This window comes from Mycobacterium parascrofulaceum ATCC BAA-614 (genome assembly GCF_000164135.1).
Taxonomy (GTDB): domain Bacteria; phylum Actinomycetota; class Actinomycetes; order Mycobacteriales; family Mycobacteriaceae; genus Mycobacterium; species Mycobacterium parascrofulaceum.
Genome location: NZ_GG770554.1, coordinates 87,000 through 99,779, shown reverse-complemented (window position 1 = coordinate 99,779; position 12,780 = coordinate 87,000). Strand labels below are relative to the sequence as shown.

The following is a 12,780-nucleotide window of genomic DNA, read 5'->3' as shown; positions in this document are numbered from 1 at the left end:
GGCGTTTGCCCTGGGCTCGTTTCCGGTCGTAGAAGGCACGCGATGCTGGACTGGTGCGGAGACTGTTGTGGGCAGCCATGTAGCAGGCTCGGAGTAAGCGCCGGTCATACCTGCGTGGACGTTTCAGGTTGCCCGTGACGCGCCCGGAATCGTGTGGCACTGGTGAAAGACCAGCGATGCCCGCAAGCCTATCCACGGTCTCGTAGTTAGCTAGATCGCCGTTAATCGCGGCCACGAATTCCGCCTCCTAGCAACGGGCCGAATCCGGGCATCGCTGATTTGACTCATGGTGCCGCCCACCCGGATCCAGTCATCGTCATTCATGCGCCCCGAACGCATATCCGCAAGTTTGACCCTCGCTTCGGCCGCCAGCAGCCGCATCACAATTTCGGACTTACTCATTTCCAACGAGAAGATGACACTGGCCATCCGATGTCTGAGCGAACACGATCGCATGAAATCCAGTGCTAGAACGGACTTTTCCAACGCCCGGACGAGCCGCAACGGTAACCATGGTTCCTGGCTGAAGCCCGCAGGTGATCTCATCGAGATCAGCGAATCCGGTCGGCACGCCCCGCGCCAGACCGCCATTGGTAGCGATCGTGTCCAACTCGTCGAGTGTCGGAGTCAGCAAGTCCTCTAACGCGACAGTGTCCTCGCTAGGTCGTGTCCCTGCCGCGGTGTAAAAGAATCCGGACGTAGGTTCCCTCGAAGACCGGCCAGTCTGATGGAAGGAGCCTACGTCCGTGTCGAAGAGGGTATCGCCTGTGCAGCGGTTGCAGGCAGAAATTGATGGTGTGTTCGCCGGCGGCGAGGACCTGGCGGGCGCGATCGAGGAAGTAGCCCGGCTTGGTGCCCGGTTGCTGCTGCAGACCGCCATCGAGGCCGAAGTGGCCGCGTTTTTGGGCCGGGACCGCTACCAGCGGACCGCGAGCTGTGCGGACGCCCGCGCCGGGATGCGCAACGGATACTGCCCGACCACGGTGAAGACCACCGCGGGACCGGTGACGCTGGCACGGCCGAAGATGCGCGGCACCACCGAGCGGTTCGCCTCCCAGCTGTTCGGCAAGGGAGTAACCAAGACCAACGCATTGGAGGCATTGGTGATCGCCGGGTTCGTGCGCGGGTTGTCGGTCCGCGACGTGGAGGCCACCCTGGTCGAAGCGCTCGGCGAGGCCGCCGCGGTGTCGAAGTCGACGGTGTCGCGCATCTGCGAGGACATCAACGGCTCAGTTCGAGCAGTGGAGCGCTCGCCGCCTCGACGACGTCGAGCTCGATTACCTGTTCCTGGACGGGTCGCACTTTAAATACCACGCAGGCGCCTCAGCCGAGCCGGTACTGGCCGCGTGGGGTATCGACACCGACGGCAAACCGGTGTTCGTCGGGCTTGAGGCGGCCTCCTCGGAATCCGGTGCGGCCTGGGAAGGGTTCTTGCGCGGGCTCGGCGAACGCGGCCTGGCGTGCCCACTGCTGGTGATCAGCGACGGCGCACCCGGGCTGATCGGCGCGGTCGAGACCACCATGGGCGCGGCGTTGCGGCAGCGGTGTCTTATTCATCGCGCCAGAAACATCCTGGCCAAGGTGCCCAAGAATGCCCAAGCTGACGTCAAAGCCGATTATTGGGCGGTCTTCGACCTACCAGCCGATGTCGAACCCGGCATCGCCGCGGTCAAACTCGCCCAAAACAGGACCGACGCGTTCGCCAAGCGCTGGCGCGACTCCTACCCGGCCGCAGTGCGGGCCCTGCTCGATGACCGCGACTCGCTGACCGTCTACCTGCGGTTTCCCCGTGAGCATTGGCCCAGGGCCCGACACTCCAACTTCATCGAACGCACCTTCGGCGAAACACGGCGCAGAGTCAAGGTGATCGGCCGCCTGCCCGGCGAGTACTCCTGCCTCACACTGGTGTGGGCCGTACTCGACCGCGCCAGCGCCGGATGGCGCGGGTTCACCATGACCCCGGCCGGGCTGCGGCTGCTGGCCGACCTACGCAGATCGCTGCACGACCCACCGACCGAACTGCCGCAAAGGAATCCGCAAAATCACACCGAAACTGGCCTGGTGCCAACCGAGCCTGTCAGCGCTACCGCATAGACTCATGAACGCAAGCGAACGATCGATCTGCGCGACGAGTTGGGCAACCCGGTCGATCCCGGTTCTCACTGCTAATTTCCTTTCGTCGTTTGTCTCATTCGGTCCAGATTCGGGCCGAATGCTGCGTTGTTGTTGGTGTTCATGGTCGGGCGGGTGGTGCGATTAGGTGTTCTGGACCGGATGCGACAAGCTGCTGTCGGCGTTTCATGGCGCCGTAGTGAACAAGGTCTCCTCCGGCAGCGGCAGTTGGATGGCCAGGCCTTTGCGTTGGCCACGGTTGACGTGGACGGCGTTGAGCTCTCCGCGGCGGATTCGATCCAGGACGGTCTGTTTGGCCACGCCGAGTCGGCGGGCAGCCTGCTCGAGCCCAACCCATCCGTCGGGTGTGTCTGGGGTGATATTGGCGCGTAGCTCGGGGTCGATGCGGATCCGCCACGGGTCGCCAGGGCGATGTTGCTCGCCGTGGATGAAGCCGCTTGCCAGCCACCGGTAGAGAGTGGCGCGGGAGGTGCCCCAGCAGCGTCTCGGCTTCGGCGATACTGACCATGCGTACATCGTCGCCGACGGGTACGACAGGCTCGGTCGGCCCGGCGATACCGTGTTTGCGGCGCAGGCTGCCAACCCGGTCGCGGGTGAACGCCAGCCCGGTCGCAGTCATCACGCCCTGCCGTGCGAGCAGACGCGCGATCGTCGCGTCGTCGTAGTGGGCTGCCAGCCGCCGAATGCGCTCCAGCGTGTCGGCCTCGGTACGGATCGCGCTATCGACGGCGCGCTGAAACAACTCACCAAGCTGCGGTCAATCCACGAGCGACCGGCGAGCGTCCAAACCCGCCGACAGGCGGGCCACTGGGAGGGTGACCTCATCGTCGGCGCCCAGCAGCGGTCGGCGGTCGCAACGCTGGTGGAACGAAAGATGCGTCTAACACTGCTGATTCGACTGCCGAATGGACATTCGGCACAGCATGTCGGGGATGCCCTGATCGCAACGTTCACCCAAATGCCGGTCAAACTGCGCCGGACCCTGACTTGGGACCAGGGCAACGAGATGTTTCATCACAAACGTATCGAGGCGGCGACAGGGCTGAAGATCTACTTCGCCGACCCACACTCACCTTGGCAACGCGGAAGTAATGAGAACGCCAATGGGCTTGTACGCCAATACTTACCAAAGGGCACCGACCTCAGCATCTGGGACGACGGCCAACTCCGGCAGATCGCCGATGAACTCAACGACCGCCCACGACTGTGCCTCAAGGACAACACCCCGACCGAACTTCTGCGACGATGGGAGCGTCAGTACACACTTCACTGATTCGCAACGATGAGTGGAATCCGCCCGGGCACCAGTGGCCGGTTACACCAGTCGGTCATCTCGGCGACTACCTTGTCGGTGATCCGCGAGATCGTGTCCTTGGATACCGTGGCGCCGTAGACGTCGGCGAAGTGGGCAGCGACCTCACCGGTGGTCAATCCCTTTGCCGTGAGTGACAATACGATCTCGTCGATACCCGTCAGCCGACGCTGACGCTTCTTGACAATCTGCGGCTCGAAGCTGCTGTTGGTGTCGCGAGGCACTTCGATCTCGACGGCGCCGATCTCGGTGAGCACCGTCTTGGCCCTGGTGTCGTTGCGGGAGTTCCCGCTGCCGCGCCCGGCAGGGTCGTGCTTGTCATAGCCCAGGTGCTCGGCCATCTCGGCATCCAGCGCGGTCTCCAGCACGTTCTTGGTCAACTGATTCAGCAGCCCGTTCGGGCCGACCAGCTCGACACCCTGTTCTTTTGCCTGCGCCAGCAGCTGCTCAGCGAGCTGCCGTTGATCCAGTTCCATCGCCACAGGATCGAGTGTTTCTGACATCGTCAGTCCTTCCCGCCAAGCTCACGCTCGGCGTGACAGACCAAGATCAGATCCACCGTTGTTCAGACAGTCCCGCCAGCCTTTACGCATGACGTAGTCGAGCCAAGTACCGGCGAACTGGGAGGTGAGCACGGCTGCGATTACCTGTGTGGTGTAGAACTTTGAGCTGATGATGCCGGCGTCGAAGGCGACATTGGCCAAAACGATGCCGGGGCCACCGCGGGCGTTGGTGGTGATCGCAAGGTTGATCAGGTCAAGTCCCCGGAAACCCGCGAACCGCCCGGCGAGCGATACCGACATCACTTTGATCGCGCAGGTGCCGACAATGAAGATGACGATCATCCATACCGAGACGCCGCGGATGAGATCCAGCTTCAGGCCGACGATCGCGAAGTAGATGGGAATGAAGAAGGCGAAGGAGACTTTGCCGATTGCCTCGAGCGCGTCGGCGAAGATCCTGCGCTTCCTATGCGCGACGGCAAAACCTGCGAGGAACGCCGCGAAGACGAGGTTGACGTCGAGGGCTCCGACAACTGCGCAGTATGCCAGCAGGACCGCTATGGGGTAGCCGGTGGGCGACTGCCGCGCAAAGACATTCCAGCGAGAAGTGTTGATGCGCTTGATGACGCGTGGAACAAGCTTGAGCCCGAGGATGAAGTAGGCCACCGTTGCGAAAAGGTGCCAGAACATCTGCCACGGATGCAGAGTCGTCTTGCCTGAACCGTGTGTCCAGGATTTTCAGGTCGGCGAAGATTTTTGACACCGCCGGCACCGAGGTGACAGCGACCCCGACCGCAAGGATGACGTGGCTTCATCGCCCCCACTGCCCGCACGAAATACCCGCCGGAGCGAGAACCCTCCTGGTCCGCAAGCTCATTGACGGCGCGCAAAACCTGAGCGGTGGCCTCGTGGCTCACGGCCCGGATTCGCGGGATCCTCCCGCCGTCTCCCGGCTGATTCGGGCCCAGCGGTTTTGTAATCGCTACAAGCGCACCAGGCCGCGCAGCGGCACAAGCCCGAGCTCCTTATGGGTGAGGAATCCAGGCGGGGCGTCACAAACGGCTGGAATCGCGTTCGCGGGGCCCATCGCGGTCCAGGTGTAGCCCGGCTTCGGGTAGTTGCCCTGCGCATCCGGAGGCGCTTGGAGGATCAGCTCGGTGGGTTCGTCGCCCTCGATCACGATGCGATAGTGATAGTGACCGCCCCAATCAGGCTGCGGCTCAATGGCATTGTATTCGTCCATCGTGTACATCTCGTGGAATGTGATGAAGGTCTTGTTGTCCACCCAAGTCGTCCACTTGTGATGCTGTGAGGCGACTGTTCCCTTCTTGATCACGCCCTTAAAGCCTGGCATGTCGCTGGTCGGCCCCCCTTCGTACCGGATGTCGCGCGTGGCCGTCCCTAACTCTACATCCGTTGTGTACTTGTCGACCGTCTTGCCGAATCCGTCCGCCACCATGGCCATCGACTGGGCGAACAACGGCCATGCGTTCCCCAGGAGATTCGGTCCGGCCAGAAACTCTTCGGGATCGCTCCCCATCCCCATCTCGTGCAGGTACTTCAAAGTGTCCTTGCCGAAATTCACCACCTCGTAGATGTGGATAGCGTCGATCCGGCTGACGATTCGGGCCAGCGTCAGCACGAGCAGGTCTCCGGCAAAGCCAGGATTGATACCACCTGCGTGGAACGAAGTACCGCCCTCGTGACACGCTGCGTCGATCTTGTCGATATCCGCCTTGCTGTGTTCGGTTCGATACCACCATGCGCCACCCGAGGCGACGACGTTCTTGCCCCCGCGCAGCAGACGGCAGACCTCTTCGGGATCGGACCAAAGTGGCGCATAGAACACGCAATCGGCGTCAAGCGCTTCGATGGCTTCCTTGTCGGTGGTCGCAAGCACACCGATCGGCGCGGCGCCGACGAGCTCACCGGCATCCTTGCCAACTTTTTCCGGACGATTACAGAGCACGCCGACCACCTCGTACGCAGGGTTACCGACGAAATGGCGAAGCGCCACCGTTCCGACGTTGCCGACGCCCCACTGGCCCGACCTGGACCGGAGCAGATGTCGAGATGGTTCCTGGAGCCGCACTCCCCGTAACTGATATCGCCGTCATGCGCGTAGTCACGGTAGATCCGCAGCATTCGTCCCACGCCAGGTTTCTTCGCGGTCGCACCTGCGGGCGCGGGCCGCTTCCATAGATCGCCCGACTCGGTGCGACGCTCGGGACCCAGGCCGGCATCGAGCGCAGCGGTCAGCGGTTCGTCGGCCTTTCGCCCGACGTGGCGCAAGCCCAGCAGCCCCAGCCACCGCCGCCAGCGCCGTGACCTGGACGCCGAGCGATTGCATTGGAAGTTCCGACGCGAAAACCGAGCCGTACGGGCGCTTAGTCAGCGCCCGGTAACCATTGGCGGTGAATGCGAAACCCAACACGGACACCAACACGGCTGCCAGTCGCTTCACAGCTGTCCTTTCCGTCGACCGCGGGCATGACGTACACCGCCCACTAGTTAACGAATCTAACTGCCCGGCTTTCGGCCATTTACACCCCTCGGGTCAGCCCGATATCCGGCCAAAAGATTACGTTTCGCTGCGTTGCCCGGATTCCCCGGAGTCCCCGGGCCTGCCGGCCTTCGCGGGGTCCTCGATCACGTGATATGTCGGGTCGATCATCGAAATGGGCCCGCGACCGCGGCGATCACCGTCACCGCATCGGCGACCACCCCGCCGGCCGGCTCAGGCATCACCGGATCGGGGTCCACCGCGCGCAACCAGACCGTGAACATTGACCGCACCGCCTCGGCCCGCTCGGCGAAGCGACGCAGCCAGCCCCGCACCGTCTCCACCGGACGGGCCAAGTCGGCCGCGATCCGGCGAAACCCCACCCGCCGCCGCAACGCCTTGGCAGCCAGCGCCGACACGATCACCGCCGCAGTGTCGGCACGGCGCAGCAACGCGGTCACGGGCAACAACACATGCGTCACCCCGCAGCCGGTGCATCGCGACCGGCGAGGACACAACCGCACCGACCCGTCCCGACCGCGCAGCTGTCGCGGCCTGGCCCACCCCCAACGCGCCAGCACGCTGCTGCATGCCGGGCAGCTCAACTCGCCCGCCGCCAGCCTGCGCTCGACCACATCGACATCTGCCTCTACCGTGACCACTGCGCCTCCAAGCGCGAAGACGGCCCTCCCGCAGACTCCGCCCAGAGACATCGGGAGGGCCGCCGCCCACAACGACGTGATCACCGTGCCGCCCCGACACCACAAAGACCAAACGCAGAAACGACCGGCCGACGAACTGATCACCGTCAGTGCCGGATCGCTACCCCCAAGTGCTCAACCTGAATGCCCCCGAACACGGTGCGCCGGGTTGGATGAACACGGCGCCTACCGAGCCGAAGCGGGCCCAGTCGGCGAGGGCGTGACTGGTCAGTTCGGGTCCGTTGTCCATTCGGATGTGTTCGGGCTTGCGGCCAGTGGTCATGATCAGTTCGTCGAGCAGTCCGGTGGTCTGATCGGCGTTCCACGACCGACGTGGCCGTGTCGCCAACGCCTCGCGGGTGAACTCGTCGATGACGTTGAGGAAACGCAGCTGGCGGCCGTCGACGGTGAGGTCGTGCTGGTAGTCCAGCGCCCACACGTGATCGGGGCGGGCCGCCGCCATGCGCCGGTGCGCCGCACTGTGGCCCAGGCGCAGCCGCTTGCGGGTCTTCGACGGACGTTGCAGCCGTTCGTCTTTCCACAATCGGTGCGTGCGTTTGGGATTGACCACGAGGCCTTCTGACTTGGCGATGGCGTGCGCCTTGCGCCAGCCCCACCGCGGATGGCTGATGGCGATCTCCCGCAGTCAGGCGCGCAGCCGCTGTTCGACGCCATCGGGTCGTTGCGGCCCATACTGCTGCACCGAGCGGTGTTGGCCGACCACCCGGCAGGCACGCCGCTGCGAGACCCCGAACCGCTCGACGAGCATCACCACCGCTCGCCGCCGACGGTCGGGGCTCACCAGTTTCCCCGGCTCATCTCCTTGAGCATGTCGATGTCGAGGGCCTGCTCGGCGACCAGCTTCTTGAGCCGCTGATTCTCCCGCTCAAGCTCCTTGAGCCGTTTGGTGTCTTCGGCTTTCATCCCGCCGTACTGATTTCGCCAGCGATGCCAGGTCTGCTCACTGACCTCCAGATGCCGGCAGACCTCCCCGAGGTCTTTGCCCTCACCGAGCAGCCGTTCACCCTCACGAAGCTTGCGGACCACCTGCTCCGGTGTATGCCGTCGACGTGCCATGAATCGAGTCCTCCTCGCCCCAATTCTGGGGCATCGGACTCCCACAGGAACTTGATCAACCAGGGGGTAACTGGTAGCCCGAGCCGGCCTGTTCGCACAGCGACACCAAGGTCGCGTACGCCGGTGCCATCCGGGCAGCAGAAATGGCACACCACGCCGCTGTGCGACTAGGTGCGACTAGGTGCATAGCACTGCGGTCTGACGGGCGTGCCAAGTGGTTGACGTGTATGTGCAACGTCTAGTATCAGTAATCAAACGCTTTGTCTGGAAGCGGTCCAGAACCGCCGCGACAATGCGAACGGCAGCCCACACGGGGCATTACATGGAGGACACCTTGAGGAGACGTCCGTGACGTACACAATTGCCGAACCCTGCGTCGACATCAAGGACAAGGCATGCATTGAGGAGTGCCCGGTCGACTGCATCTACGAGGGTGCTCGGATGCTCTACATCCACCCCGATGAATGCGTCGACTGTGGGGCTTGTGAACCGGTCTGCCCTGTCGAAGCGATCTACTACGAAGACGATGTGCCCGAACAGTGGAGCCAGTACACGCAGATCAACGCCGACTTTTTCGTTGAGCTGGGGTCGCCGGGTGGTGCGGCCAAGGTCGGCATGACCGAGAACGATCCCCAAGTGGTGAAGGATCTGCCACCGCAGGGCGAAGGCGACTGAGCGCGCCGGTGCTGCAGAAGCCCGGGATGGGCCGACTGGGGGTACCACCCGCTCGCAGGGGAGTGTCGGCCTCCCTGCCGGATTTCCCTTGGGACACGTCGGCCGAGGCGGAGGCGCTGGCCGGGTCCCATCCGGACGGCATCGTCGACTTGTCCATCGGCACTCCGGTAGATCCGGTTGCGCCGGTGATCCGAGAGGCGTTGGCGGCCGCCAGTTCCGCGCCGGGCTATCCGGCAACCGCCGGTACTGCGCGGCTGCGTGAAGCGGCAGTGGCTGCCCTTGACCGCCGCTTCGGCATCACCGGGCTGACCAAGGCGGCCGTGCTGCCGGTGATCGGTAGCAAAGAACTCATCGCCTGGCTACCGACCCTGCTGGGCCTGGGCCCAGCGGATGTGGTCGTGGCGCCGGAACTGGCGTATCCGACGTATGACGTCGGCGCCCGGCTGGCGGGAGCGCAGGTGCTGCTCGCGGACTCGCTGACCCAGTTGGGCCCGCAATCGGTGACACTGGTGTATCTGAACTCCCCGAGCAACCCGACCGGGCGCGTGCTGGGCGCCGAACACCTGCGCAAGGTGGTGGGGTGGTCGCGCGATCGTGGCGTTGTGGTGGCTTCCGACGAGTGCTACCTGGGATTGGGCTGGGATGCCGAGCCATTGTCGGTGCTGCATCCGTCCATCTGCGATGGCGACCACACCGGGCTGCTAGCGCTGCACTCGCTCTCGAAGAGCTCGTCGCTCGCGGGATACCGGGCCGGTTTCGTCGCCGGTGATCCCGCCCTGGTCGTCGAACTGCTGGCAGTACGCAGACATGCCAGGAATGATGGTGCCGACGCCGGTGCAGGCTGCCATGGTGGCCGCGCTGGACGACGACGATCACGAAAAGCTGCAGCGCGAGCGGTACGCGCGGCGGCGGGCGGCCCTGTTGCCGGCGCTGCGCTCAGCCGGTTTTGCTATCGACTATTCGGAAGCAGGACTCTACTTGTGGGCCACCCGCGGTGAGCCATGCCGGGACAGCATCCGTGGTTGGCCACGCGCGGCATCCTGGTGGCGCCCGGCGAGTTCTACGGCCCGCGCGGTGCACAGCATGTGCGGGTTGCGCTGACCGCCACTGACGAGCGCGTCGCCGCCGCGGCCGGCCGCCTCGCTTAGCTTGCGCACCCGCGTGGAGGGGGCGGGCGGCAGAATGCATCGAAGGCGTTGCCAAGTGCTTCCTTAGCGCTCAACCTCGGGTAAAGAATGTGGTCGTGACAACTTCGACTGGCAAGCAGCGTATCCCGGCGACTGTCGGGGACATAGCCAAGCGCGTCTTTCTGGGAAAGCCGCTGATTACCGAGAACCTGACATCCGAGAAGTTGTCGAATCCCGTTGCGCTTGGGGCACTTTCACCGGACGCAATCTCATCGACCGCATACGGCCCGGAGCAGATCTTGATCGAACTGCTGCCCCAGGCCGGGCTGGCGGCGTTGGCGCGCGGGAGAATTTCGGACCCCGGGTCGCGCAGGTCGCGGCCGCTGCACTGTTGATCGACTATGTGGTCACGGTGGCAGTGCAGTCGGCGGCTGGAACGGTGGCGGTGGTGTCGGCGATCCCGGTGTTGGGTCCCTACAGCCTAGCCATCACGGTTGGCGTGGTGCTTGTCATCTGCTACCTGAACCTGCGTGGCTTAAAGGAAGCGGGAATGCCGTTCGCGGTGGCGACCTACTCCTTCATCGCCATGATCAGTCTGACGATCGTGGTGGGTGTCATTCGCGAAATATTTTGGGAATTACCGGTGTACGACCCGCATCACCTGGCCGGAACGGTGCCGGTACAGCAGGGCAACGGCTTGGTGATGGGCGCCACGATCCTGACCTTGCTGCGTTCGTTCGCCAACGGGGGTTCGTCATTGACCGGGGTTGAGGCGATTTCCAAATACAGTCGACGTCTTCCGAAAGCCGCAGGGCGTCAACGCACGTCGAGTGCTCACCGCGATGGCCTGCATTCTCGGGTTCTTGCTGGCCGGTGTCGCCTATCTCGCGTACGTCACTCATGCAACGCCGTATGTCACTGAATATCCATCGGTCTTGTCGCGGGTCGGTCGTGCGGTCTTCGGCAACGGACCAATCGGCGATATCTTCTTCGTCCTCGTCCGTGATCGAGCGCCGGTTCGCGCTGCCCGAGGTGTCGCTGGCCGAAGTCGCGGTGGCGGTCTCCGGTGGCCGGTTGTTGGCGTCGGGCTGGCCCGGGGAGTGGGTGCAACACGAGTCGACCCTGCCGCCAAGGCAGATGAGGCCGTAATCCTGTGCGCTGTCGTGTGTTTAAAAGACAGCAAAGGAGGCGGCCGGTGGTGGTCGGCGATGATGAGGCGAGGGTGCGGGCCGAGCGGGCCCGGGTGATCGGATTGTTCCGGTACCAGTTGATCCGGGAGGCCGCCGAGCCGGCGCACTCCACCAAGGAGCGGGGAAAGATAGTGCGCGAGTTGGCGTCGCGCGAGCACACCGACCCGTTTGGGCGGCGGGTGCGGATCTCGCGGCAGACCATCGATCGGTGGATTAGGGACTGGCGTGCCGGCGGGTTCGATGCGCTGGTGCCCAGCCCGCGCCAATGCACGCCGCGCACCCCGGCCGAAGTGCTGGAGCTGGCGGTGGCGCTGCGTCGGGAGAACCCCGCCCGCACCGCCGCGGCGATCCGCCGGATCCTGCTCACCCAGTTGGGCTGGGCGCCCGATGAGCGGACCCTGCAACGCAACTTCCACCGGTTGGGGCTGACCGCCGGCACCGGTTGCGGGTCGGCGCCGGTGTTCGGCCGGTTCGAGGCTGAGCACCCCAACGACCTGTGGACCGGGGATGCGCTGCACGGCATCGCGATCGCGGCCCGTAAAACCTATTTATTCGCGTTCTTGGATGATCATTCCCGGCTGCTGCCCGGCTATCGGTGGGGGTATGCCGAGGACACCGTGCGGCTGGCCGCCGCACTGCGCCCGGCGCTGGCTTCGCGCGGCGTCCCCAAGGCCGTGTATGTCGATAACGGATCGGCCTATATAGACACGTGGTTGTTGAGGGCGTGCGCGAAACTCGGTGTGCGCCTGGTGCATTCGACACCGCATCGGCCGGAAGGGCGAGGGAAGATAGAGAGGTTTTTCAGGACCGTGCGTGAGCAGTTCCTGGTCGAGATCACCGGCGAGCCCGACGTCGCCGGACGCCACCACGTCGCCGATCTGGCCGAATTGAACCGGCTCTTTGCGGCCTGGGTCGAAACTGTCTACCACCGCACCGTCCATTCCGAAACCGGGCAGACCCCGCTGGCCCGCTGGTGCGCGTCTGGCCCGGTCGGCCTGCCCGCCCCGGAGGCGCTCACCGAGGCGTTTTTGTGGGAGGAGCACCGCCGCGTCACCAAGACGGCGACCGTCTCGTTGCACGGCAACAGCTACGAGGTCGACCCCGCACTGGTTGGGCGCAAGGTGGAGCTGGTATTCGACCCGTTCGATTTGACCCGCATCGAGGTGCGTCTGGCCGGCGTGCCGATGGGGCTAGCGATCCCGCACCACATCGGGCGGCACTCGCACCCCAAGGCCAAACCCGAAACCCCGTCGATACCACCGAAACCCACTGGTGTCGACTACGCGCGGCTGATCGAGACCGCGCATCAGACCGAACTGGCCCGCGGCGTCAACTACGCCGCCCTGACTGGGGCCGACCAGATCCCCGGCCAGCTCGACCTACTCACCGGCGAAGAGGCCCAACCCCGATGATGGACAACCTGATCTCCTACTACGGTTTCTCGCGCACGCCGTTCGGCCGCGACCTGGCCCCCGGCATGCTGCACCGCCACAGCGCCCACAACGAAGCCCTCGCCCGCATCGGCTGGTGCATCGCCGAACGCCGCATCGGCGTGATCA

At 64.5% G+C, this 12,780-nt stretch carries 9 protein-coding genes and 9 pseudogenes; 9 read left to right on the top strand and 9 right to left on the bottom strand.

Going from position 1 to position 12,780, the window contains the following annotated elements:
* Both HMPREF0591_RS30875 and HMPREF0591_RS33830 read right to left on the bottom strand, forming a co-directional pair.
* Nucleotides 1-275, bottom strand: a pseudogene (locus HMPREF0591_RS30875) (transposase); the annotation flags it as partial.
* Nucleotides 268-670, bottom strand: a pseudogene (locus HMPREF0591_RS33830) (DnaB-like helicase C-terminal domain-containing protein); the annotation flags it as partial. The pseudogenes HMPREF0591_RS33830 and HMPREF0591_RS30875, both read right to left, overlap by 8 nt.
* A 76-nt stretch (nt 671-746) precedes the next feature.
* Between HMPREF0591_RS33830 and HMPREF0591_RS34655 the strand changes: the two are divergent.
* The 3 genes and pseudogenes from HMPREF0591_RS34655 (at nt 747) to HMPREF0591_RS30865 (ending at nt 3,406) form a co-directional block, all read left to right on the top strand.
* Nucleotides 747-2,094, top strand: a pseudogene (locus HMPREF0591_RS34655) (IS256 family transposase).
* Nucleotides 2,095-2,223: 129 nt separating this feature from the next.
* Nucleotides 2,224-2,505, top strand: a complete 282-nt coding sequence (locus HMPREF0591_RS10380) for a hypothetical protein (protein ID WP_136244823.1) — start codon at nt 2,224-2,226, stop codon at nt 2,503-2,505.
* 85 nt (nt 2,506-2,590) lie between these two features.
* Complete coding sequence (locus HMPREF0591_RS30865; RefSeq protein WP_007168475.1) at nt 2,591-3,406, top strand: IS30 family transposase; 816 nt, start codon at nt 2,591-2,593, stop codon at nt 3,404-3,406.
* A 32-nt stretch (nt 3,407-3,438) separates the two neighbouring features.
* On the opposite strand, the pseudogene HMPREF0591_RS10370 reads toward HMPREF0591_RS30865, so the two are convergent.
* From HMPREF0591_RS10370 to HMPREF0591_RS10340, 7 genes and pseudogenes are all read right to left on the bottom strand, one after another.
* Nucleotides 3,439-3,921 (bottom strand): annotated as a pseudogene (locus tag HMPREF0591_RS10370) (transposase); the annotation flags it as partial.
* Nucleotides 3,922-3,969: 48 nt separating this feature from the next.
* Nucleotides 3,970-4,638, bottom strand: coding sequence for a cation:proton antiporter (locus HMPREF0591_RS10365; protein ID WP_007168473.1), 669 nt, complete (start codon nt 4,636-4,638; stop codon nt 3,970-3,972).
* A gap of 292 nt (nt 4,639-4,930) precedes the next feature.
* Nucleotides 4,931-6,040: an NAD(P)H-dependent amine dehydrogenase family protein gene (locus tag HMPREF0591_RS10360; RefSeq protein WP_007168472.1), complete on the bottom strand. Its 1,110-nt coding sequence runs from the start codon at nt 6,038-6,040 to the stop codon at nt 4,931-4,933.
* A 596-nt stretch (nt 6,041-6,636) separates the two neighbouring features.
* Nucleotides 6,637-6,870, bottom strand: a pseudogene (locus tag HMPREF0591_RS33070) (hypothetical protein); the annotation flags it as partial.
* Nucleotides 6,871-7,273: 403 nt separating this feature from the next.
* Entirely contained in the window at nt 7,274-7,723 is a 450-nt protein-coding gene (locus HMPREF0591_RS10350; protein ID WP_007168470.1) for a DDE-type integrase/transposase/recombinase, read from the bottom strand.
* A 75-nt stretch (nt 7,724-7,798) separates the two neighbouring features.
* Complete coding sequence (locus tag HMPREF0591_RS32275; RefSeq protein ID WP_154074411.1) at nt 7,799-7,954, bottom strand: hypothetical protein; 156 nt, start codon at nt 7,952-7,954, stop codon at nt 7,799-7,801.
* Complete coding sequence (locus HMPREF0591_RS10340) at nt 7,951-8,229, bottom strand: transposase (protein ID WP_007168468.1); 279 nt, start codon at nt 8,227-8,229, stop codon at nt 7,951-7,953. Before HMPREF0591_RS10340 ends, HMPREF0591_RS32275 begins: the two co-directional genes overlap by 4 nt.
* Before the next feature lie 348 nt (nt 8,230-8,577).
* On the opposite strand from HMPREF0591_RS10340, the gene fdxA reads away from it, so the two are divergent.
* From fdxA to HMPREF0591_RS33060, 6 genes and pseudogenes are all read left to right on the top strand, one after another.
* Nucleotides 8,578-8,904 (top strand): ferredoxin, encoded by a 327-nt coding sequence (gene fdxA / locus HMPREF0591_RS10335; RefSeq protein WP_007168467.1) that lies wholly within the window; start codon nt 8,578-8,580, stop codon nt 8,902-8,904.
* 62 nt (nt 8,905-8,966) lie between these two features.
* Nucleotides 8,967-10,052, top strand: a pseudogene (gene dapC / locus HMPREF0591_RS10330) (succinyldiaminopimelate transaminase).
* 95 nt (nt 10,053-10,147) lie between these two features.
* Nucleotides 10,148-11,035: pseudogene (locus HMPREF0591_RS10325) on the top strand (APC family permease); the annotation flags it as partial.
* Nucleotides 11,028-11,180: pseudogene (locus tag HMPREF0591_RS33065) on the top strand (hypothetical protein); the annotation flags it as partial. The pseudogenes HMPREF0591_RS10325 and HMPREF0591_RS33065, both read left to right, overlap by 8 nt.
* 46 nt (nt 11,181-11,226) lie before the next feature.
* Complete coding sequence (locus tag HMPREF0591_RS10320) at nt 11,227-12,633, top strand: DDE-type integrase/transposase/recombinase (RefSeq protein WP_007168461.1); 1,407 nt, start codon at nt 11,227-11,229, stop codon at nt 12,631-12,633.
* Nucleotides 12,630-12,780 (top strand): annotated as a pseudogene (locus HMPREF0591_RS33060) (ExeA family protein); the annotation flags it as partial. The gene HMPREF0591_RS10320 and the pseudogene HMPREF0591_RS33060, both read left to right, overlap by 4 nt.

Coding starts and splice junctions, on each gene's coding strand:
- HMPREF0591_RS10365 (WP_007168473.1), bottom strand. CDS start 4,638: ATGTTCTGGCACCTTTTCGCAACGGTGGCCTACTTCATCCTCGGGCTC.
- HMPREF0591_RS10340 (WP_007168468.1), bottom strand. CDS start 8,229: ATGGCACGTCGACGGCATACACCGGAGCAGGTGGTCCGCAAGCTTCGT.